Origin of the sequence: Methylophaga sulfidovorans, from assembly GCF_900114205.1 — a bacterium.
Classification (GTDB): domain Bacteria; phylum Pseudomonadota; class Gammaproteobacteria; order Nitrosococcales; family Methylophagaceae; genus Methylophaga; species Methylophaga sulfidovorans.
This window is the reverse complement of sequence record NZ_FOSH01000008.1, coordinates 80319-102750: the sequence shown is the minus strand read 5'-3', so window position 1 is coordinate 102750 and position 22432 is coordinate 80319. Positions and strand designations below refer to the sequence as shown.

General features: G+C 42.4%; 18 protein-coding genes. 13 read left to right on the top strand and 5 right to left on the bottom strand.

Translation table 11 applies throughout. The features are described 5' to 3' along the window. Positions 1 to 134: 134 nt before the first annotated feature. The 10 genes from BM232_RS08450 (at position 135) to amt (ending at position 13583) form a co-directional block, all read left to right on the top strand. Positions 135 to 932 (top strand): cytochrome C assembly family protein, encoded by a 798-nt coding sequence (locus BM232_RS08450; protein ID WP_091713479.1) that lies wholly within the window; start codon positions 135 to 137, stop codon positions 930 to 932. Between the two features lie 6 nt (positions 933 to 938). Continuing rightward, positions 939 to 2219: an HlyC/CorC family transporter gene (locus BM232_RS08445; RefSeq protein ID WP_091713477.1), complete on the top strand. Its 1281-nt coding sequence runs from the start codon at positions 939 to 941 to the stop codon at positions 2217 to 2219. A gap of 2 nt (positions 2220 to 2221) precedes the next feature. Then, positions 2222 to 4159: a hypothetical protein gene (locus tag BM232_RS08440; protein ID WP_245752857.1), complete on the top strand. Its 1938-nt coding sequence runs from the start codon at positions 2222 to 2224 to the stop codon at positions 4157 to 4159. 64 nt (positions 4160 to 4223) lie between these two features. Continuing rightward, positions 4224 to 6686, top strand: coding sequence for an AsmA family protein (locus tag BM232_RS08435; protein WP_091713475.1), 2463 nt, complete (start codon positions 4224 to 4226; stop codon positions 6684 to 6686). Positions 6687 to 6753: 67 nt separating this feature from the next. Next, positions 6754 to 7794, top strand: coding sequence for an A/G-specific adenine glycosylase (gene mutY, locus BM232_RS08430; RefSeq protein WP_091713473.1), 1041 nt, complete (start codon positions 6754 to 6756; stop codon positions 7792 to 7794). An 8-nt stretch (positions 7795 to 7802) separates the two neighbouring features. Next, positions 7803 to 8072: an oxidative damage protection protein gene (locus tag BM232_RS08425; protein WP_091713471.1), complete on the top strand. Its 270-nt coding sequence runs from the start codon at positions 7803 to 7805 to the stop codon at positions 8070 to 8072. Positions 8073 to 8376: 304 nt separating this feature from the next. Further along, the gene (locus BM232_RS08415; RefSeq protein ID WP_091713467.1) at positions 8377 to 8586 is read left to right on the top strand and encodes a cold-shock protein; all 210 of its coding nucleotides are present in this window, start codon (positions 8377 to 8379) and stop codon (positions 8584 to 8586) included. Between the two features lie 144 nt (positions 8587 to 8730). After that, positions 8731 to 9498, top strand: a complete 768-nt coding sequence (locus BM232_RS08410) for a DUF4197 domain-containing protein (RefSeq protein ID WP_091713465.1) — start codon at positions 8731 to 8733, stop codon at positions 9496 to 9498. A gap of 78 nt (positions 9499 to 9576) precedes the next feature. Beyond that, entirely contained in the window at positions 9577 to 10341 is a 765-nt protein-coding gene (locus BM232_RS08405; protein ID WP_091713462.1) for a 6TM ABC transporter family protein, read from the top strand. Between the two features lie 191 nt (positions 10342 to 10532). Beyond that, positions 10533 to 13583, top strand: a complete 3051-nt coding sequence (amt, locus tag BM232_RS08400; protein ID WP_091713460.1) for an ammonium transporter — start codon at positions 10533 to 10535, stop codon at positions 13581 to 13583. A gap of 6 nt (positions 13584 to 13589) precedes the next feature. On the opposite strand, the gene uup is transcribed toward amt, so the two are convergent. The 3 genes from uup to ung are packed head-to-tail and all read right to left on the bottom strand — an operon-like array spanning position 13590 to position 18113. Further along, positions 13590 to 15485, bottom strand: coding sequence for an ATP-binding cassette ATPase Uup (gene uup, locus BM232_RS08395; RefSeq protein ID WP_091713458.1), 1896 nt, complete (start codon positions 15483 to 15485; stop codon positions 13590 to 13592). A 2-nt stretch (positions 15486 to 15487) separates the two neighbouring features. Continuing rightward, complete coding sequence (locus BM232_RS08390) at positions 15488 to 17383, bottom strand: ATP-binding cassette domain-containing protein (protein ID WP_091713455.1); 1896 nt, start codon at positions 17381 to 17383, stop codon at positions 15488 to 15490. A 43-nt stretch (positions 17384 to 17426) separates the two neighbouring features. Then, positions 17427 to 18113, bottom strand: coding sequence for a uracil-DNA glycosylase (gene ung, locus BM232_RS08385; RefSeq protein ID WP_091713453.1), 687 nt, complete (start codon positions 18111 to 18113; stop codon positions 17427 to 17429). A 184-nt stretch (positions 18114 to 18297) separates the two neighbouring features. On the opposite strand from ung, the gene BM232_RS08380 reads away from it, so the two are divergent. After that, entirely contained in the window at positions 18298 to 18792 is a 495-nt protein-coding gene (locus BM232_RS08380) for a hypothetical protein (RefSeq protein WP_091713450.1), read from the top strand. A 70-nt stretch (positions 18793 to 18862) separates the two neighbouring features. On the opposite strand, the gene BM232_RS08375 is transcribed toward BM232_RS08380, so the two are convergent. Further along, a complete protein-coding gene (locus tag BM232_RS08375) occupies positions 18863 to 19327 on the bottom strand; it encodes a Spy/CpxP family protein refolding chaperone (protein ID WP_091713448.1) in 465 nt (154 codons plus the stop codon). A gap of 187 nt (positions 19328 to 19514) precedes the next feature. Here BM232_RS08375 and BM232_RS08370 point away from each other — a divergent pair, with 187 nt between their 5' ends. Together BM232_RS08370 and BM232_RS08365 are read left to right on the top strand one after the other, a co-directional pair. Beyond that, positions 19515 to 20201 (top strand): response regulator transcription factor, encoded by a 687-nt coding sequence (locus BM232_RS08370; protein ID WP_091713446.1) that lies wholly within the window; start codon positions 19515 to 19517, stop codon positions 20199 to 20201. Positions 20202 to 20203: 2 nt separating this feature from the next. Then, the gene (locus tag BM232_RS08365) at positions 20204 to 21655 is read left to right on the top strand and encodes a sensor histidine kinase (protein WP_245752856.1); all 1452 of its coding nucleotides are present in this window, start codon (positions 20204 to 20206) and stop codon (positions 21653 to 21655) included. Between the two features lie 177 nt (positions 21656 to 21832). Here the strand turns inward: BM232_RS08365 and BM232_RS08360 are convergent, their stop codons facing one another. Continuing rightward, a complete protein-coding gene (locus BM232_RS08360; RefSeq protein ID WP_091713441.1) occupies positions 21833 to 22312 on the bottom strand; it encodes a hypothetical protein in 480 nt (159 codons plus the stop codon). Between the last annotated feature and the right edge of the window lie 120 nt (positions 22313 to 22432).

Genomic DNA, 22432 nt, shown 5'->3' with positions numbered 1-22432 from the left:
ATGTCCTAATTTAAGAAATTTAGGATTAGTAATTAATTGCCCATTATAACTGATATATTGTTTCAGTCATTGCTACATCGTTATATTATTAATGTATTAAGGTAATAAAACAGGTTCAAGGATCACACACCATTATGGCAATTGCGAATGCTTTAGCATTTCTACTTTATCTCTGCAGTAGCGTTATTCTTATTCGACGTTTTGTACAAAAAGATCCAAACAGCGTCAATGCCAGCATTCCGGTTGGGATTTTAATTACTATGGCACTGTTGTTTCATGCGACAGATATATTTTTCACGATGAAAAATGCTGGAGGCTGGGAACTAGGGTTATTCACCACGTTTACGCTCACTACCTGGTTGATGTCATTCATCGCATTATTAGTCGGTATACGTTTACCTAACGCTCATCCGGGTATTATCGTCTACCCATTAGTTGCTATGAGTTTATTACTCAAAGTAGAGCTACCATCTCCCGAGCCACCCTCTTTGCCTGACCCCGCATTAGAATGGCATGTCTTATTATCACTGGCTGCTTATAGCTTTTTTATGCTCGCTACAATACAAGCGATTATCCTTGCGATACAAGAGAAACAGCTTCATCAGCGACACCTCAATGGCTTAATGCGTAAACTGCCACCTTTGCAAACGATGGAGCGCGGTTTATTCCAACTCCTGACCAGCGGATTTATATTGCTCACTTTAGGCTTAATCACTGGCCTGATGTTTGTTGATAATTTATTTGCCCAGCATCTGGTGCATAAAACCGTATTATCGATTATTGCCTGGTGTGTATTCGCTAGTTTGTTATGGGGACGCATACGTTATGGCTGGCGAGGACAAACCGCAGTAAAGTGGACTTTAGCGGGCTCGGCCTTTTTATTACTTGCTTATATGGGCAGTAAATTCGTTCTTGAATATTTGATGAGCTAATCGCTTATGTTAGAAGAAACCTCTTTATTGGTTCTATTTCTTATCCTGTTTTTTTTATTGTTTCTGTCCGCCTTTTTCTCAAGCTCTGAAACAGCATTGATGTCACTGAACCGTTATCGTCTGAGACATTTAGAACAAGAAGGCAACCGTGGCGCGATCATTGCCAGTCAGTTACTGAGTCGTCCTGATCGGCTGATTGGTTTGATTCTGTTAGGCAATAACTTTGTCAATATTCTGGCCTCAGCCATCGCCACCGTCATTGGTATCAAACTGCTGGGGGAAAACGGAATTGTTGCAGCAACTTTCGCCCTAACTTTGATAGTTTTGCTTTTTGCCGAAGTTACCCCAAAAACACTGGCAGCGCTGCATCCGGAAAAAGTGGCCTTTCCAGCCAGCTTTATCCTTAAACCATTGTTATTCATACTTTATCCACTCGTATGGTTCACGAATAGCATAACCAATAATCTGGTCAGATTATTTGGCGTATCACCTGAACAAGCAGCAACATCGGCTATCAATACAGAAGAACTGAAAGTCGCTCTGATGGAAGCCGGCAGTATGATCCCCACCCGTCACAAGGATATGTTAATGAGTATCCTTGATTTAGAAAAAGTGACTGTCAATGACGTCATGGTGCCGAGAACTGAAATTGAAGGCTTGGATATCAATGCACCTTTTCCGGAAATTGTTCACCAATTATCCCATTGTGGTCATACCAGACTGCCTGTCTATGAAGATAGTATGGATAATATTGTGGGGATATTGCATTTGCGTAAAGCGCTGCATCTTATCTCACAAAACAATCTGACACTGGAAAGTCTCCGTAGCATTATTAAAGGCGCTTATTTTGTTCCCGAAGGTACACCACTAAACACCCAACTTATCAATTTCCAAAGGAATCGACGTCGCACAGGTTTAGTCGTTGACGAGTATGGTGATCTTCTTGGCCTGATTACACTGGAAGATATTTTTCGAGAAATCGTAGGTGAATTCACAGCCGATACTATCGACGAAGATAAAGATATTCACCCTCAAAATGACGGTAGTTATTTAATTAATGGTACAGCTAATATTCGTGAAATTAACCGAAATAATAGCTGGAATTTGCCTATTGATGGACCAAAAACTATTAACGGTCTTGTACTTGAATATCTGGAAAGTATTCCAGATCCCGGCGTCAGCGTACGTATGGGTGATTATGTTATTGAGGTTATTCAGACATCGGACAATGCCATCAAAACAGTCCGTATCAGACATTTACAGCCTGAGTTGGAACAGGAAGAATAACGTTGACGCTCAGATATCTAAAACTATTAGGTCTGAGCGAGAACGAATGTCGTTCCCTAAAATCATTACTTCGTATAGCCTCTCCACTGCTCACTAGTCAGTGGAGCATCACAGATAGTAATGAAGCTGATTTAATCATTTATAGTTTTGATTCAAGTGCAGGTCGCAAAGCCTGGCAAAAACGCTCGGCCACTCTGACAGGTTTACTAACGCATCAGACAGATTGTGATGAACCCATCGATATTATCTTCAAAAAACCACTACATAAAACGCAATTTGCTGAAACACTGAATTTAGCTGAGCAAAAATTATTAGAACATCAATCTGTTAAAAAAACGAATACTTCACTTAATCCGCAAGTAAAAAAAAGCTGGTTAAGTACATTTAATCAATTTGTCAGCTATACAAAAAAGCCCGCGGCTCATCTGCCTGCTTTAAACCTGTATACGGTTTCTCAGGATGAAAAGCCAGCCTCAACTATCAAAGATCCGGCTTTATTATTAATCTGGTTAAACCAGCTGCCAAACGATACATATCAGCGCGTTCCTTCATTACTCGCTAACCTGAAAGCCCTGACTCAGCAAAAAATCAAACCAGACTTATTACTGCAATTACTGGAAATGTATCGCTCTCAGATAAACGAGTTATTGTTCACACGTGATATTGCCGCAGTAAAACGAGATCTGTACATGAACACGGAAAGTGTACGAACGATAGGTTTAATCAATGAGCTTATTGGTTTGTTGGCCCTCGCCTACCAACAAATCATCCGTTTCTTTTATCAGCGTGGCAAAACGCCTTTTTCACATCCGCTTATGTTGTTAGCCCTTAACCGAACAGCAGAAATGCTTGGTTTACAACTATTGCACAGCTTCCAATATTACCGTGTTGCCCCCGCAGGCGTCTGGCAATTACTGCATGAACTGTATATCTATCAGGAACAGGCACAGACGCTACATCAGGAAGTCACCGTCAAACCGTATTACCAAAGTCGCAGTTTTTTTGAGATTTATGGACAGATTGTTTTAACAGCACTTACCGATCCCTACAGCCAAATGCGGTTTGATGTATTACGCTTATTCAGGCTGCTGTCGCAGTTTACTGACAAAATCGTCATTGTTAGACTCAATGAACATCAAAGCAAAGTAAACAGTCGCTTCTTACTTCTCGGACACTTTTGTATCGATGCACTGCAGGATCATTGCCCTCAACCTATGCATAAGATACCAAGAGAAATCAGGGCATCAGAAACAAGTCGTTTATTTGATGCCCAAGCAGTCTTAAAATCTATCGAAACCACACTACGTGAAGCAAAAAGCCATCGTACCCATACAATTATGTCAGCCGAATTGAGGCTGGTCAGACATATTCTTCCCCAACTTAATACCAGCTACGAAAGACGTTTTCAGCGTATAAAACAAGAGACCGACGAACACATACAAATCACATTAGGACTAGAATCTGTCCACCAGAGCTTACAAGGTAATCTGGTAAATGCACTGGACTGGCAACTTGTGAATCTCAGTAATGGTGGCATGATGGCAAAACGTGCACATGCAGACTGCTATCATTTAAATATTGGCGACTTTGTTGGTCTCTTTGATAGCCATCAGAATGTCACACTTGCTGTCATCAAATGGTTACAAATAGATATTAATAATGATGTACAAATCGGGCTGGAACGTATCATTGGTAAACCAGAACCTGTTATGTGTCAGCCTGTTGATGAACAAGAACAACACCCTGCTTTACTGTTACAGACGGATATCGTTACTCAAGCAAATACAAAAATAATATTGACAGAAAAAGGGATATTTTCACCTAATCGTAAGCTCCAGATAAGCGGACAATCCACAGTCTATTCAATCATTGCCAACGGACTCATCGATAGTAGTCTGGATTATGAAATTTTCAACTATAACCTTAATCTCGGTTCATAAATGCGGCTCGATCGCATATCATGAATGCAATTTCTCAGGATAAGAGTTCAAAACGGATACCAATATGCGTACTTTTATAAAAATCATCGTTTTCATTATCGTTCTGGTTGTAGCAGCTTTAATTGCACTGCCATTTTTTATCAACCCTAACGACTACAAAGATGAAATTTCCCGTGAAGTAGAAAAAGCGACTGGCCGAAACCTGACTCTGCAAGGTGATATTGGCCTATCGGTATTTCCCTGGATTGCCTTAGATCTCGGTCCTTTAACGCTCAGCAATGCTGAAGGTTTTAAAGCCGACGCCTTTGCCAAGGTTCAAGCCGCCGAAATTCGCATTAAGCTTATTCCGCTACTCAAAAAGCAGCTAGAAATGGATACCATTGTCCTTGATGGCTTGGTACTGAATCTTGAGACCGATAAAAATGGTAAAACCAACTGGGACGATTTAATCAACAAAACAGCAGAACAAGATTCAAAACCTGCGGCAGAGTCGACAAATCAGCCTGAGCACGCATCTGAACCAGCCTTGCAAACCATCACTGTTGCTGGTGTCAAACTCTCAAATGCCAATATCCTCTGGTCCGATGCATCAAAAGGGGAAAGTTACCAGTTACGTAATCTTAATCTAACAACAGATCCTCTTGAACCGGGTGTCCCAACTGCCGTTGATATGGACTTTGATGTGATCAGCACCAAACCAGAAGCCAAAGCACATGTGACGCTGAAAACAAATGCATCTGTGGATATGGAAAAACAACAATACGCCTTAGAAGATCTGTCATTCTCAGCCATTGCCGAGGGTAAAGAGCTGGCTTTCAATCAAGCTGATTTATCACTTAAAGGTGATATCAAAGCTGATATGGCTAAACAATGGCTAGAAGTAAGTGATTTAGCCCTTACTGCCAAAGCGTCAAATAATCAGCAAACAATTGATGCAAAATTAACAGGACAACTTACTTCCAATCTGGCTTCACAACAATCTAATATTGATAATTTAGATCTTACGGCTACCATTGAAGATCCAAGTCTGCCGGATAAAAAAGCTGAACTTCACCTCACCAGCGGCATTAAAGCCGATCTAAAGCAACAAACCCTCACCGTTTCAGCACTTATGCTAAAACTGCAGGATTTACTGCTTGAAGGCGATATTCAGGCAAAAGATATTCTGAAAGAAAAACCAAGCTTTGCAGGCAGCATTCATGTCCAACCTTTCAGCTTAAGAAAGCTGGCATCCGATATGAAAATTGAGCTACCTGAGATGAGTGATGAATCAACACTGGAGAAAGTTGAACTTCGTACAGAATTGAGTGGTTCAACCAATCAAGTCAACTTGAAACAACTGGCTTTAACTCTGGATCAGAGCAATCTGACCGGACAATTTGCCGTTAGCAACTTCAGTAAACCAGCATTCAATTTCAATTTGAAACTGGATCAGATTGATGCTGATCGCTATATGCCCCCAGCTAAAGAAAACAAAGAAACCACTGAAGCACCTGTTGCAACGGAAAAAGACAATAAAGCCAAACCTGAGGAAGCATTACCTCTTGACGCTTTACGCCAAATCAATGCTAAAGGCACCATTGATATTGGAAAAATGAAAGCCACCGGACTGAACAGTGAAAACATCCATATCACCATTGATGCCGCCGATGGTTTAGTTAAGCTCACTCCCATGAGCGCAAACTTATATAAAGGACAATATAACGGTAATGTCATCCTGGATGCCCGCCAGGATGCACTTAAATTATCGTTGAATGAGCAAATAAAAAATGTTCAGGCCGGTCCCTTACTTAAAGACATGACTGGGGACGCTAAGATCAGTGGTACAGCTAATGCTAATGCCAAGCTGACTGGTAATGGCGCCACTGTCTCGCAAATCAAACAAACCTTAACGGGTAATGGTGGTTTTGCTTTTACTGATGGGGCTTTGCAAGGTATCAATATTGCAGAAATCATTCGTAAAGCAAAAGCGGCTTTAAAAGGTGAAAAATTGCCTCAATCTGATGCGCCAGTACAAACTGACTTTTCTAGTTTATCGGGCACATTTACCGCGACTAACGGTGTTATCAATAATCAGGATCTGGAAGTTAAATCTCCCCTTCTTCGTATTAACGGTGCAGGTCAAGCCAGTCTTCCAAAAGAAAAGATTGATTATGGTCTGAAAGTTGCCATTGTTGGTACCAGCAAAGGTCAAGGTGGAAAAGAGCTTGATGACCTGAAAGGTGTCACCATTCCCATCAAAATCACAGGTACATTTTCAGAACCTAAACCAACTGTGGATCTCGCTAATCTTGTGAAAGATAAAGCCAAACAAGAGCTGAAATCAAAAGCAGAAGAAAAACTCAAAGAAAAACTGGGTGATGATTTAGGTGGGCTTCTTGGCGGCAAATTAGGTGGTTCAAAAACCGAATCTAAAGCCGACTCAACAGATGCTGAGAAAGCGACTGACGCTGAATCTGAAGAAGAAAAATCCTCTGATAAAAAATTAGAAGATGCTGTCAAAGATAAATTGAAAAATTTCTTCTAAGCGCTAAAGACTCTTTAATCTATGCCCGCCTTGATACACTGTCAGGCGGGCTTTTAATTTGTAAAACATGACAAAACCTTTTAACTTCGCTGATGCATTACTCGACTGGTTCGATCACTACGGTCGTAAGAATCTGCCCTGGCAACAAAGTCCAACGCCCTATCACGTCTGGTTGTCTGAAATCATGCTGCAGCAAACACAGGTTTCTACCGTCATTGATTATTACAACCGCTTTGTTCATCGTTTTCCTGATGTGCACTCATTAGCAGAAGCAAAACAAGACGATGTCTTAGCATATTGGTCTGGTTTAGGTTATTACGCCCGTGCCCGTAATTTGCACAAAACCGCACAAATAGTCAGCACCGACTATGCTGGATATTTCCCCGAGACCTTAGAAGAGCTAATAAATTTACCAGGTATTGGACGTTCTACCGCTGGTGCCATCCTGACACTTGCCTATCATCAGAAACATCCTATCTTAGATGGGAATGTGAAACGTGTACTGACACGATTTTTTGCAGTAAATGGCTGGCCTGGAAATAAAAAAGTAGAAGATAGTTTATGGGAAAAAGCGGAATTACTACTTCCTGACAAACGTATTGCTAATTATATTCAGGCACAAATGGATTTAGGGGCAACACTTTGCACGCGAAGTAAACCAGACTGTCCACATTGTCCGCTGCAAAGCGATTGTTTAGCCTATAACAATGGCACTCCGACCGCTTATCCAGAGAAAAAGCCAAAAAAAACGATTCCTACCAGAACATGTTACTGGCTTGTCTGTCAGAATGGTGATGAGCTATTTCTGGAACAACGACCCTCAACAGGGATCTGGGGAGGTTTGTGGAGCTTTCCAGAACGGCAGGAAAAACAGGAGCTGATTTCTTATTGTGAGCGCACACTCCATTTTTCTGTCGATAGCATTGAAGAGTTATCTGAAATCACCCATGTATTCAGTCACTTCAGATTAATGATTCGACCACTTTTAATAAAGTCACGTATTAACGGTGTGACCGACAAGAGTACCGGCAACTGGTATAAAATAAACGATATTATGCAACTGGGTCTTCCGGCGCCAGTGCGTTCTTTTTTACACACATTACAATAGAGGCAAATATGGCACGCACAATACATTGTGTAAAACTCAACAAAGAAGCCGAAGGTTTAGACTTCCCTCCTTACCCAGGTGAAATGGGAAAAACCCTTTATGAATCTGTTTCAAAAGAGGCATGGCAGATGTGGTTAAGCCAGCAAACTATGCTGATTAACGAATATAGACTGTCACTTGCTGATCCAAAATCACAGGCATTCCTGAAAACTGAAATGGAAAAATTCTTCTTTGGAGAAGGCTCTGCCCCACCTGCGGATTTTGTTCCAAAAGGATGAAATGGCAAAAAATAAGCGCAGATTATTTTAGCAAAAAGGGATGGTTAAATTTAACCATCCCTTTTTTATTTGATATGAAAATGTTTAACTTCGCAGATAAATATATACAAAACAAAACAATAAAAGCAGAAATACTCAGAAACAAAAACTTAACCCATGTTATACAACAAAAAAAATATTGCTTTTTGTCAAAAATATAGTGTTCTTTTTCTGTTTTATATGGTTACAATGCGGGTAAGCTTCTTAGAAGTGTAGATCGGTCAACAAGGAGTTGTGCCGATGTAGTTATTAAATTGAGGTTGATATGGCAGAGCAAGTTACAGGTAAAGTTAAGTGGTTCAATGATGCAAAAGGATTCGGTTTTATTGAGCAGGTTGATGGTCCAGATGTTTTTGTCCATCATTCTGCGATTAAGTCAGAAGGCTTTAGAACATTGAAAGAAGGTCAAACAGTTACCATGGAGGTAACTCAGGGTCAAAAAGGTCCACAAGCAGAAAATGTAGTCCCCGGTTGATTAACTATATAAAGTATCTCTAAAAGGTCGTTCAGAAATTACTGTTCGGCCTTTTTCATTTTCAGCATTCTTCCAACACATCGCTTCAAACTGTGCAACGCACTCTCATAGCATAATAAGTTTGATTTGCAGCAGAGGACTCTCATGAAAACAAAACCAACCGCTATCACCATAGGCTTAGTTTTAACAATCAGCACTCCAGCTGTTATGGCAGACTGGGGAGGTTTACTGAAAGACATCCAGGAGAATAGTAAGACCTTATTAAATTCATCCGTTTCTGATGCCACATCAAGTAAACAAGCATCAAATCTGGATATTGCTACCATCATCTCTGGTCTGAAAGAAGCGTTAACAGTAGGCAGCGAACGCGCTGTTGCCAGTGTGAGTAAACCAGGTGGGTATCTAAAAAATGCAGATATTCATATTCCACTCCCTCCTCAAATAGAGAAGGTCGGCTCATTAATGCGTCAGTATGGCATGGGTGGTCTTGCTGATGAATTTGAGACAAGTCTCAATAGAGCGGCTGAGAAGGCGGCACCACAAGCAACAGATATTCTCGTCAATGCCATCAAAGCCATGAGCATTGATGATGCGAAAAACATACTGAATGGCCCGGATGATGCTGCAACACAATACTTCAGGTCTCATACCAGTGATCAATTACGTGCTTTATTTAAACCGACTATTGATAAAAGCCTGGATCAGGTAGGTTCCACTCAATATTACAATCAATTAACAGATAAAATTGCTGACATTCCGGTGGTAGGAAAGAATATCAATATCAATCTACCCGATTATGTAACCGAAGAAGCGCTCGATGGCTTGTTTACGATGTTAGCCTCAGAAGAGAAAAAGATTCGGGAAAATCCAGCCGCAAGAACAACCGAATTGCTCAAAACAGTATTTAAATAATGAATCTGAGTTAATTGCTACTATTGAACGAATGAATGTAATAACATAGCGCCTGCATAGAAAATAAAGGAAAAATTCATGGCTCACCCGCACAATCTGAATCTCGCCAGTCAAGGCACTTCATTAAAAGCACTATTTAGTGGATACCTGATGGTAGTCGCTGTTGGTTACCTGATGGCACTTGTTCAGATACAGTTAACTCATGGCTTGGCTGATGGTAAGTATGGTCTTTCTGTCGAAGATATTGTCTATAGTTACTATGGCAACCGAAATAACTCTTTATTAGAAAATAAATTAAGTGGTTCAATGAAACCAATGGCAAGTGATGAAGATCGCGCAGCTATTGTGACTTGGGTCCATAGGGGGGCAACAGAAGCGGCTTATGAAGGTACAGGGATTAAACAAATCTTTGAAGCTAACTGTATTCCTTGTCACAATGCCGATTCAGGTATGCCAATTCCTGATTACACTGATTTCAAAAACATTAAAGAACGTGCCGTTGTCGACACCGGGGCTTCATTTCAATCTTTAGCCCGCGTTTCACATATTCATTTATTTGGTATCGCTTTTATCTTTATGTTTGTTGGTTTGATATTCAGTTTGGCTTCGGGCGTGCCAAAACCATTAAAAGTCATAGCCATTGTCACACCTTATGCGTTCCTGATTGTCGACATCAGCTCCTGGTGGCTGACAAAACTTAATCCGAACTTTGCATGGTTGGTGATTATTGCCGGTGGCGCAATGGCAATGTCTTTTGCCTTTATGTGGTGTGTATCTATGTATGAAATGTGGATTATGCCACGTCGTCACAGAGATGACCGTGATGCTTTATTAGATGAATAATTAAATACTCTGTATCTCGCATAAAAAAGCCATTTACCTACTTAGGGAAATGGCTTTTTTGTTTTATCACTATCACAATCTCATCAAGACAAACGGGAAACTATTCCATTTCGTCATATAACGTATGGATTTATTTTCTGAAATATCGTACAAAAATACATAGATCTCATTTTATATAGGCGACTCTGGTTGTGGATACTTTATGGTTACTTTGTTCTGCTTGCCTTGTATTTACCATGCAAGCAGGCTTTCTCTGTTTGGAAAGTGGCCTGGTCCGCAGCAAAAATAGCATTAACGTCGCAGCAAAAAACATCACTGACTTCACTATATCCAGCGCTATTTTCTGGTTAATTGGTTTTGGCATTATGTTTGGTGACAGTGTTTCCGGTTTTTTTGGAATCAGTCATTTTATGTTTGGTGAAAAGCCAACAGCTAGTCTAACCACTTTTTTTATTTTCCAGATGATGTTCTGTGGCACCGCAGCCACGCTTGTGTCAGGTGCAGTTGCTGAGCGCACCAGTTATATCGGTTATGTCATTATTACAATCACCATTACCCTACTTATCTATCCCGTCATTGGGCATTGGGCATGGGCAGGTATTTATAATGGTAATCCAACAGGCTGGCTGGAACAGCTAGGGTTCGTTGACTTTGCCGGTTCAACCGTTGTCCACTCTGTCGGTGGCTGGGTTGCCTTAGCCGCCATACTGATTATTGGGCCACGTATCGGCCGCTATGATGTTAGTGATCGTCGTATTCCAGGCAGTAACCTGCCTATGGCCGTGTTAGGCGCAATGCTTATCTGGTTTGGCTGGTTTGGGTTTAATGGCGGCAGTACGCTCGCCTGGTCTGACAATGTACCCAGCATCCTGCTTAACACTCTGGTTGCAGCAGTGTGGGGTGGTATTTCGACAACGCTACTGAAATACTTCTCTGATGGCTATGTTGATGTCTTGATGATCATTAATGGTGTGTTAGGTGGTTTAGTGTCTATTACAGCAAACTGCCATGCGGTGAGTAGTGACCAGGCGTTTTTGATCGGCATTATTGGTGGGATTATCGTGTTCTACGGTGACAAACTGCTGGAATGGAAAAAAATTGATGATGCTATCAGCGTTATTCCAGTTCATTTATTTGCTGGTATTTGGGGCACCATTGCACTTGCACTATTAGGTGATCCAGCACAAATTGGAACAGGGCTTAGTCGACTGGATCAATTAGAGGTACAACTGTTAGGCATTGGGACTATCGGTCTTTACAGTTTTGTTATTGCCTATGTGGTATTTAAAATTATCAACCGGTTTTATCCACTGCGTGTTGACGCCAATGCCGAATTAATTGGTCTTAATGTGGCTGAACATCGTGTCAGTACTGAAGTCTTTGATTTACTTTCAGCCATGCATCATCAGCAACAAAAATCTGATTTCTCATCGACTGTTCCCGTCGAGCCATTCACCGAAGTAGGTCAAATTGCCCAACAGTACAATCGCGTCATTGATAAGGTCAATAAAGAGATAGAACAACGCGATCAGGCATTCTCAGCTTATAAAGAAAGTGAGTTCCGCAAAGGCGCTATTTTACAAGCGGCGATGGACTGCATCGTTACCATCAATGCTCGCGGCGAAATTATAGAATTTAACCCTGCTGCAGAACAGTGTTTTGGGATGTCCAAACGCTCGGTACTCGGACAAAACTTTTTTGTGTTATTTATCACTGAGCAGTCTCGTCCAGCAGCAATGAATAATCTGTCACAAGGTTTTGTTAGTGGCGATGGACTGGTACTTAAACGCCATAATATTGCTGAGTTGACGCGAAGTGATGGTGAGGAATTCCCTGCTGAGGTGGTCATCACACAAACAACAGACACAACACAGCCTAGTGTCGAATACACCTTACATATCCGTGATATTACTCAGCAAATAAAACTGCAAAACCGTTTAAAACAGCTGGCCTATAACGATCCGCTCACCGGGCTCTATAATCGTACCTATTTCATGAGCCATTTAAAGCAACTCATCAATTATCACCAACAAACACCAGGTTCTGTTGTGTTGATGTTTCTGGACTTGGATCAGTTCAAAAAAATTAATGACAATCTGGGACATAAAGCCGGTGATGAACTGTTATGTGAAGTGGCTCTGCGTCTGGGTAAAGTCACACGTGAACTGGATTTAGTCGGACGCTGGGGTGGTGATGAGTTTGTTATCGTTTTATCCGGTGATATCTCGCTCACAACTGCTGAACAAAAGGCGATGGATATCCTCGGTGTGATGCGTGCTCCTGTTACCCTTGCTCAGCAAAACCTGGTTGTACCGACCAGCATCGGGATTGCAATATCAGAAAACGGACAGATTCAGGCGGAACAACTGTTACAACATGCTGATATCGCCATGTACAAAGCCAAACAAGCCGGACGCAACACTTACCGCGTTTATCTGGAAGAGATGGTCGAAAAATCCTTACAGCACTTTCAACTTGAACATGCGCTGCCGGATGCTATCAAACACAATCAGTTTTTTCTTGAATATCAGCCAAAGGTCTCTTGTGAAACCAGTGAAGTAGTCGGTTTTGAGGCATTATTACGTTGGGAGCATCCAGAGCATGGCTTAATCATGCCCGGTGATTTTATTCCTGTTATCGATGAATCCAATATGATTATTGATGTCGGTGAATGGGTCATTGAAAAAGTTATCCAACAATTATCGGCATGGCGTGATGCTGGCGCGACATTATTACCTATCGCCATTAATATTTCTGGCCATCATCTGCATTCAAACACCTTAACGGCCTATGTCGAAAAACTGATGGCCCAATATGGCATCAGTGGCGAATTGCTGGAGTTTGAAATTACTGAAGGTGTGTTAACGGGTAATACCGAAGAAAGCATCGCCGCATTAAAAGCGCTGAAAAAAACCAATATCAGACTATCAATAGACGACTTCGGGACAGGTTATTCCTCTTTGAGCTACTTGAAAAAATTCCCTGTGGATGTGCTGAAAATTGATCAGGCCTTTATCAGAGAATGTAGCGTCAATGTGGAAGACGCTGCGATTTGTAAGGCCATCATTACCCTGGCGAAAAGCCTTGGTCTGGAAGTCATCGCAGAAGGTGTTGAAAATCAGGAACAATTACAGTTCCTCAAACAACACCACTGCGATGTGTATCAGGGGTATTATTTCAGCCGGTCAATAGCAGCAAAACATGTCATGACTTTGTTAGAGCAAAATCTATCAGTCTCATAAATGAGTTTAGCTGTTAGCTTTTTCTTCCAATAGCTCCCAACGCTCAAAGGCTTTTGACATTTTGGCTTCTAATTCAGACAAAGCCTGTTGAGCTTGGCTGACTTTGTCGGCGTCTTGTTGGTAAAAGTCTGGCTCAGACATCTTCGCCGTTAAGGTTTCCTGCTCCATTTCCAGCTTCTCAATAATAGCGGGCAATGCTTCCAGGTCCAGTTTTTCCTGATAAGTCAGTGTTGATTTTTTAGCCTGATTACTCGTAGGCTTTTCTGTAGCCGATTTAGCTACAGCTTTTGGCTTGCTCTTTTGCGTTGCATCACGTTGTCTCAACCAGTCATCATAACCACCGACATACTCACGCAACTCACCATCGGTATCAAAAACAATGCTGCTGGTCACCACATTATTAATAAATGAACGGTCATGGCTGACTAACAGTAAGGTACCGGAATAGTTCAGTAATAAATCTTCCAGCAGTTCCAAAGTTTCAGCATCAAGATCATTGGTCGGTTCGTCCATCACCAGCAAGTTAGCAGGTTGAGTAAACAGTTTTGCTAATAACAGTCGGTTTCGCTCACCACCAGATAATGCTTTCACTGGTGTGCGTGCTCTGTCAGGCGTGAACAGAAAATCCTGCAGATAGCCAATGATATGTTTGCGGCTACCATTAATCTCTACGTGATCGCTGCCCTGGCCGACATTCTCAACCACAGATTCTTCTTCATTAAGCTGGCTGCGTAATTGATCAAAAAAAGCAATTTCCAGATTTGTGCCTGATTTCACGAAACCATGTTCTGGTTCGGCTCGTTGCAACAAGATGGATAACAACGTACTTTTACCACAGCCATTCGGACCGATAATCCCAATACGATCACCACGCTGGATGACGATAGAAAAGTCGTCAAACAACGTTTTGCCATCATAACTCTGACCAATATGTTCGGCTTCCAATACCAGCTTGCCGCTTCTGTCAGCTTCTTGTAATTGAATATTGGCTGTTCCCTGGCGTTCACGTCGTTGACTACGTTCTTTACGCAAGGCTTCCAAAGCTCTGACCCGGCCTTCATTTCTGGTACGACGAGCCTTGATACCTTGGCGAATCCACACTTCTTCCTGTGCCAGTTTTTTATCAAACTGGGCATTTTGTTCAGCCTCAGCCGCCAGCAGTTCTTCACGTTTTTTCAGGTAGTTTTCATAGTCACCTGGAAAGCTGACCAGATTGCCACGGTCCAATTGAACGATGCGTGTGGCTAATGCCTGCAGGAAGGTCCGATCATGGGTGATAAACAAGACTGTGCCACCATAGCTTTTTAAAAAGCCCTCAAGCCAGGTGATAGATTCAATATCCAGATGGTTAGTCGGCTCATCGAGCAATAAAATGTCTGGTTGCTTCACCAGCGCTTGCGCCAGTAATACACGACGTTTTTTACCACCAGATAAACTATCAAACTCCATATCAGCATCGAGAGATAGTTTGGAAATAACAGTTTCGACACGCTGCTCTAATGACCAGCCATCTGCCGCTTCAATCTTATGTTGAGCTTTTTCCAGTTTATCTAACAGCGCCTGTGAGCTATCTGTTTGTAATTGATGAATAATATCGTGATATTCCACCAGCAAAGGTGCAACCTGGCCTAAGCCCGCTGCGACCACATCAAATACTTTGCCATGCGTACCGCTGGGGACTTCTTGCTCCAGCCGTGAAATCACCAGGTCCTGAATGCCGACCATTTCGCCGGAGTCAGCGGTGACTTCGCCTGCGATAAGTTTCATCAGTGTCGATTTACCAGCACCGTTTCGCCCAACTAAACAGACGCGTTCACCACGATCAAGTTGGAAATCGACTTTATTTAATAGATTCGGGCCGCCGAAACTCACAGTGATTTGTTTTAATGACAGTAATGCCACAGTTATTCCTCAGCAGCTTGTGCTGCTTCTAATTGTTCGCTGGCATCAAACCATTGCATTTCAGTCTCATCCAGCTGTGTTTTAAGATCCGCCTGCTGCTGTAATAAGTCTTTTAACTTATCCTTATTAGCATCGGTATAAAGTTCTGTATCGGCAAGCTGCGTTTCCATCGAAGATAAGGCTTGGTTCAGCTTATCCATCTGTTGTTCTGCTTTTTTCACAGTATTGCGTAATGGTTGCAGCTTTTGCCGCTGCTGTGCGGCGAGTTGTCTGTCTTGTTTTTTATTATTAACTGCTGACGACGACTCTGTTGTTTTTTCCGGTTTATCTTTATTTAATAACCACTGACGATAATCATCCAAATCACCATCAAAGACTATCGCCTGTCCATTCGACACCAGCCATAAATCATCGGTTACTGTGCGTAACAAGTGTCTGTCATGCGAGACCACAACCAGTGCACCTTCAAAGTCCTGTAACGCGACGGTCAAAGCCAAACGCATTTCCAGATCAAGATGGTTGGTCGGCTCATCCAGTAACAATACTGCCGGTTTCTGATAGACCAATATCGCAAGTACAAGCCTGGCCTTTTCACCACCGGAAAAGGGTGCAACCGGCTCTAATGCTTTGTCGCCGTGGAAACCAAAACCACCAAGAAAGTTTCGACATTCTTGTTCTGATGCCATTTTATTCAGACGTTGGATGTGCTTTAACGGACTGTCGTCTGGTCTTAGTTGTTCCAGCTGATGCTGGGCAAAATAACCAATACGGATATCTTTGCCTTCTTTACGCTTACCAGTCAGAGGCTCTAATACACCAGCAATAAGCTTAATTAACGTCGACTTACCTGCCCCATTCGGCCCCAATAATCCAATTCGATCTCCCGGCACCAGACGCATTTTGATATTGCTTATCAGTGGCTTATTTTCGTCATAGCCGACCGATGCTTTATCTAAATCCAACAGAGGTGTGGCAAGACGACTTGGCGGGAAAAACTCGAAATTAAAAGGCGAATCCACATGCGCCGGTGCAATTAACTCCATTCGCTCGAGGGCTTTAACACGACTCTGAGCTTGTCGGGCTTTTGTCGCTTTCGCCTTAAACCGCGTCACAAAACTGCGCATATGAGCAATTTCACGCTGTTGTTTTTGGTGGGCCGCTTGTTGATTGGCTAGATGCTCAGCCCGTGCTAATTCGAAATCAGAATAGCTACCGGTATAGAGTTTCACCCGCTGTTGTTCAATATGCGCTATATGCGTGACTACCCTGTCGAGAAAATCACGGTCATGTGAAATCACGATTAATGTGCCTGGATAAGCTCGTAACCATTCTTCCAGCCAATACACGGCTTCTAAATCAAGATGGTTTGTTGGCTCATCCAGCAGCAAAAGATCAGACCGACACATTAATGCCTGTGCCAGATTAAGTCGCATCCGCCAGCCGCCAGAGAAAGCTGTCACTGGCCAGCTTTCCTGCTCAGCGGTAAAGCCCAGCCCATGTAACAATTTTCCTGCCCGGCTATTTGCTGTGTAGGCATCAATTGCGGCCAACTTATCGTGTAACACGCTGACTAGGTGACCATCATGATTCGCTTCTGCCTCAGCCAATTGTTGATTTAACTGGGTTAATTCAGCATCACCTTCCAGCACATAATCCAGTGCAGAGGTGTCGACGGCTGGTGTTTCCTGAGCCACATGTGCGATGGTCCACACCTCAGGAATCGATACCTCACCGGTATCGGCATGAAGTTGTTGGCGTAACATGGTAAACAAACTGGACTTACCCGTACCGTTTGCCCCAGTTAAACCAACACGTTGTCCAGGGTGAACAATAAGATTGGCCGATTCAAACAGTAATTGTGTGCCGCGACGAAGAGAGACTTGATTGAACTTTATCATGGCGCGAATTGTATCAAGGCCGGGGCCTGTCTAGCAGAATTTCTTATGACACAGCCTCGGCTAATTGCCAGTTAATCGGTGATTGACCATGTTGTATCAGATAATCATTAGCCTGGCTAAAATGGCGACAGCCTAAAAAGCCGCGATGCGCTGATAAAGGCGATGGATGCGGTGCTTTTAAAACCAGATGTTTCTGCGGATCAATCACGCTGCCTTTTTTCTGGGCATAACTGCCCCACAACATAAACACCACATTCTCACGTTGTGCATTAATGGTTTCTATGACTTTATCGGTAAACTGTTCCCAGCCTTTTCCCTGATGCGCGTTAGCATTAGAATCTTCTACGGTTAATACGGCATTCAGTAATAATACGCCCTGCTTAGCCCATGATTCCAGATAGCCGTGTTTAACAGGTGTTACCCCAACATCAGCTTCCAGCTCTTTATAAATATTAACCAGTGACGGCGGCACTTTGACGCCAGGTTTGACTGAGAAGCATAAGCCATGAGCCTGCCCTGGCTGATGATAGGGATCCTGCCCTAAAATAACGACCTTTACCTTATCAAGCGGTGTAGTTTCTAATGCATGAAACCAATCAGCGGAATGAGGATAAATTTTCTTATGCTGATCTTTCTCTTGACGCAAAAAGGCTTTCAGGTTTTGCATATAAGGTGCATCAAACTCTGCAGCCAGGACGGCCTGCCAACTTGGCGCTTGTTCCAGAACCATGTTTATTCCTTACTAGAAAATCTAGCGCTATGATACCGAATTCACTTATTGAATAGCCAAATTCAGCTTATAAAACCAAACACTGGAAAAATTTCCTAAAATAAATCAGGAGAATCTCCGATAGGGTGATATTTACTCTGATGCTAGCCTACAAGTATTTAGTCACTAATATGGTGTTGCACGAGTGAAAATACGTATCCCATTTATTCTCTGTCTTGTTTTTATTGGTCTGTTAAGCGCCTGTGGTGACAATGAAGAAGAATATGATCTCACCGCTTCAGACAGCACAGTTCCATCCCCTTTAGAAAAAGACGATATTCCTAAGTGGCTGGAGCCTTACGATAGTCTGGCTCCTGAAGACTGGTTGATTTTACGTAGTGCAGCCGCATTAAGAGGTGAAGTAACCGATCGTGAGCATCGGATTGAGATTTTACAACATGCGTCACATCACTTCCGTGAGAGCCCACGCATGATTGCCAACAGGGCGGTTCAATTAGAAGACATGTTATTAGAAATTGGCATTGAAGAAAGTGCTGTCAGCCTGATTGATATGTTTACTCATCTGCCGACCGAAGGTACGCCCCATAATTTTTCAGCGTATTGTCAGTACTACTTTAATATACGTGCCAAAGGATATCACCAAGGTTATGCCTTAACCCAACTATCCAAACTTAAATAAATGCATCAGCCCTCCCCATCACTGGGATGGGAGAGAGAGGATTGGTCGGGGAGAGCCGTGCATGTTCTTTTTAACCGGGGAATGGCGTATTAAAACTCAACATTTTAAGTTTTAAAGCCTGTCGTTGCTGTTCATCTAAAACACTATAAAGCTCATGAGAAAACTCCGCTTTTTTGAGTGCATAACGCTTATGAATCGTCAGCGACTGATCAACTAACTTTTCCAGCTTTTCTTTATCAAAATCATCAGACAGTGTCAGTTCCTCTATATCACGTCTGACTTTACGAGCTTTATCACGATCTTCTTCCATCAAATCACGTTCTTTTTCTACTAGCATCAATATCTTGGCATTCTGATCACTGGTTAAGTTGAGGTTATGTAAGAAAAAGCCCACATCGTCAGGTCTGGCTAACATATGCATTGCAGGTGGCGGCATTTTGTTATCACTATGAGGTGGTGGAACATCTTTATCCATCATAGGATTCGCGATAGCCACTATAGGCAATAACAGTATCAAAAATATTAACTTCTTCATCCGCTAGCTCCAGCTCCAACTAAGTCTTTAGGCCTACCTAAGCTCATCAGTTATGACGTAGTATCCAGTATCAGTATGTTAATGAGGGTTAGCTAAAGGTAAAAACGAGTAAAGATAGTCGTTTAACTCTGGAGCGGACAGCGAGTAAGCACTATCATGACAACATAAATAGGATAAGGAGCTTAATGTGGCTAATGTACTCATCATTGATGATGATGCTGAACTGGTTGAATTGTTTCAGGAATATTTACAACAGGAGCAATTTCAGGTCAGTGCCAGTTTGACAGGCAAAGCTGGTTTGGAAATGGCATTAACGGGTGATTATGACTTAATTATTCTGGATATGATGTTACCTGATATTACCGGTACAGAAATCCTGTTACAGATTCGCCAAAACAGCCTGATTCCAGTACTGATGTTTACAGCCAAAGGCGATGATATTGATCGGATTATCGGACTTGAGTCCGGCGCTGATGATTATGTGCCAAAGCCCTGCACACCACGAGAACTCGTTGCCCGGATTCGTGCCATTCTGCGTCGAATGGATGCAGCGATAGTCGATATACAAACTCAGGATATCCAGATAGGTCCTTTACAGTTAAGCGCTCAAAAACGCCAGGCTTTATGGTTTGATAAACCACTTGATCTCACCAGTACTGAATTTAACTTACTCGAAACCTTAGTCCGCAAAGCCGGCCATGTTGTTAGTAAAGATGAGTTATCTCAACGCGCTTTGGGTCGTCCCCTGGTCAGATTTGATCGCAGCATTGATGTCCATATGAGCAGTATTCGTCAAAAACTGGGAAATCAGCAGGACGGACAATCGTATATCCAAACCATCCGTGGTAAGGGCTACCAGTTTATTCGGGAATGAGGATGAGTAGGTTATTCTGGAAATTCTTTATCGTATTTTGGCTAGCGCTTTTAGTTGCTGGCATCAGTGTTGGCACTGTTGTCTGGTTACACCATAAATCTATTCAGGATCAGGCGAATAAAACGGATTCTGAAATTGATGTCCACGCACATGCCTTTGTCTCAGTGGCCGCAGATATTTTTAGTTATGGTGGTGAAGAGGCTCTCATTACTTTTCTGCAGAAAGCGCAACAAGCACCCTTTCCAAAAGTGTATGCCATTGATGACAATGGCAATGACATCCTTCGTCGCTCAATCGACCCTAAAAAAGTCGCTTATGCAAAGGCCTTATTCCTGCAGGGCGAGTTTCCATTAGCGATTCGCTATGTTACCGATAATGAAGGCCATTCATTACTTCTTTTCTCTCCCATAAAAACAGGGATTTCCGAAACATTATTTATTGGTCCGCCTAATGAGCGACATGAGTTTGGGCCAGCACCAATGTTAAATGAGCCATTCCCCGCTCCATCATTTGAAACCAGACGTCTGCCTCCACCAGCCGATGAGACTGTGCCCTATCCTTTAATGTTGCTCATTGGCTCGGGGTTAATTGCTGCTATCTTTTTTAGTGCCTTATTAGCTTGGTACTTCACCAAACCCATTGGTTTGTTACGCCAATCTTTTGCAAGACTTGCTGAAGGTGAGCTGCAAACTCGTATCGGTAACAAAATGGGGCGGCGACATGATGAATTAGTTGAACTAGGGAAAAATTTTGATGATATGGCCGGAAAAATTGGCCACCTGATGTCAGCGCAACAACGTTTACTACATGATGTTTCACATGAACTACGCTCCCCCTTAGCACGTATGCAAGCGGCCATCGGCATTGCTGAGCAACAACCGGAAAAGGCACATGAAATACTGACGCGTATCGAGCGTGAGTCACAACGAATGAGCGATCTCGTCGGTGAGCTGCTCGTATTATCGCGTTTAGAAACCGGTGTCACAGATAATGCACAGACCGAAATCTGCCTGAATGATCTGCTTGATGAAATTATCAGTGATGCACGCTTTGAGGCCAGCAGCAAAAACATTCAGGTCCACTACACTGCGATTGAAGATATCTTTATCACCGTACGCAGTGAATTAATTCATCGCGCGATCGAAAATATTGTGCGCAATGCCATCAAGTTCTCGCCAGTAGACTCAGAGGTAAACCTGACAGTATCAACAAACAGTGCAAAAGACCGGCTACTGATTGCGATTGAAGATAGTGGCCCAGGCGTTGCCGAAACTGATTTAGAGTCAATTTTTAAACCTTTCTTTCGCGGTCATTTGACTGAACGAAACGATAGTATCGGTTTAGGCTTAGCGATTGCTTACCGGGCTATTGATAGTCATGGTGGTGAAATAAAAGCATCCAATAGAGAAGAAGGCGGACTCCGTGTTGAAGTCAGTTTGCCATATAAGCAATAACTACGCTGCTAATCGCTAATTGGGCTTGGTAGAACGTTTTTTCTCAACGGTTAAACAGCAAGAATCTATTCGCTTAGGCCGTGATGTATTTACTCAGTTAGTCATATTCCAGACATAAAAAACCCCTGATAAACACAATTGAATCTTTATCAGGGGAACTAGGATGAAAAAATATAACTATGCGGTGATTGAAATATGTTGCTGGACTTGTTCATCAGCCATATTTTTTTGTTCATAGTTATTGTTTGTTTGGTTTGGCGTTCTTTTTACAGGCTCCTCAACAACTGTATTTCCTTTCACTTTTTCACTGACTAGAACACCTGTGTCATCAACCATTAGTTGCAGGACAGGCTGTTGTTGAATCTGACTCCTTGTGCCTTGCATGCGGATAGCCAGTTCAGATGCAAGGTCATACTGATTCGCTAATGTAGCCTTATTATTCGTTTCTGAGTCCGGCTCAGTTTTACCCAAGGAAAACACTTCTGACTGAACATCAGTAAAAGCATGAAGTGCTTTCTCAACCGTATCTTTATCAAGAAAGCTTTGTTCGTGTTCATTTAACTTGGCATAAATAGCATTGGCCTTCTCAGAAAACGCCGTTCTAGATGGCTGTCTTATATACTGAGACGACACACTGCTTATATTGTTTACACTCATCACAGCATCCTTATCATCTATTAACGATGACGATAAAATTCCCGCTATGTCACTAATATTGAGAACACTATATTTCTTTTAACTTATTGATAATAGATAGGAAAAAGTAAACCTATGTAA

Bases quoted from the DNA above. Each gene is read 5' to 3' on its own strand.
- BM232_RS08375 (WP_091713448.1), bottom strand. From the start codon at position 19,327: ATGAAGAAGTTAATATTTTTGATACTGTTATTGCCTATAGTGGCTATC.
- BM232_RS08435 (WP_091713475.1), top strand. From the start codon at position 4,224: ATGCGTACTTTTATAAAAATCATCGTTTTCATTATCGTTCTGGTTGTA.
- BM232_RS08405 (WP_091713462.1), top strand. From the start codon at position 9,577: ATGGCTCACCCGCACAATCTGAATCTCGCCAGTCAAGGCACTTCATTA.
- BM232_RS08425 (WP_091713471.1), top strand. From the start codon at position 7,803: ATGGCACGCACAATACATTGTGTAAAACTCAACAAAGAAGCCGAAGGT.
- BM232_RS08410 (WP_091713465.1), top strand. From the start codon at position 8,731: ATGAAAACAAAACCAACCGCTATCACCATAGGCTTAGTTTTAACAATC.
- BM232_RS08445 (WP_091713477.1), top strand. From the start codon at position 939: ATGTTAGAAGAAACCTCTTTATTGGTTCTATTTCTTATCCTGTTTTTT.
- BM232_RS08365 (WP_245752856.1), top strand. From the start codon at position 20,204: ATGAGTAGGTTATTCTGGAAATTCTTTATCGTATTTTGGCTAGCGCTT.
- BM232_RS08450 (WP_091713479.1), top strand. From the start codon at position 135: ATGGCAATTGCGAATGCTTTAGCATTTCTACTTTATCTCTGCAGTAGC.
- BM232_RS08390 (WP_091713455.1), bottom strand. From the start codon at position 17,383: ATGATAAAGTTCAATCAAGTCTCTCTTCGTCGCGGCACACAATTACTG.
- ung (WP_091713453.1), bottom strand. From the start codon at position 18,113: ATGGTTCTGGAACAAGCGCCAAGTTGGCAGGCCGTCCTGGCTGCAGAG.
- BM232_RS08415 (WP_091713467.1), top strand. From the start codon at position 8,377: ATGGCAGAGCAAGTTACAGGTAAAGTTAAGTGGTTCAATGATGCAAAA.
- mutY (WP_091713473.1), top strand. From the start codon at position 6,754: ATGACAAAACCTTTTAACTTCGCTGATGCATTACTCGACTGGTTCGAT.
- BM232_RS08360 (WP_091713441.1), bottom strand. From the start codon at position 22,312: ATGAGTGTAAACAATATAAGCAGTGTGTCGTCTCAGTATATAAGACAG.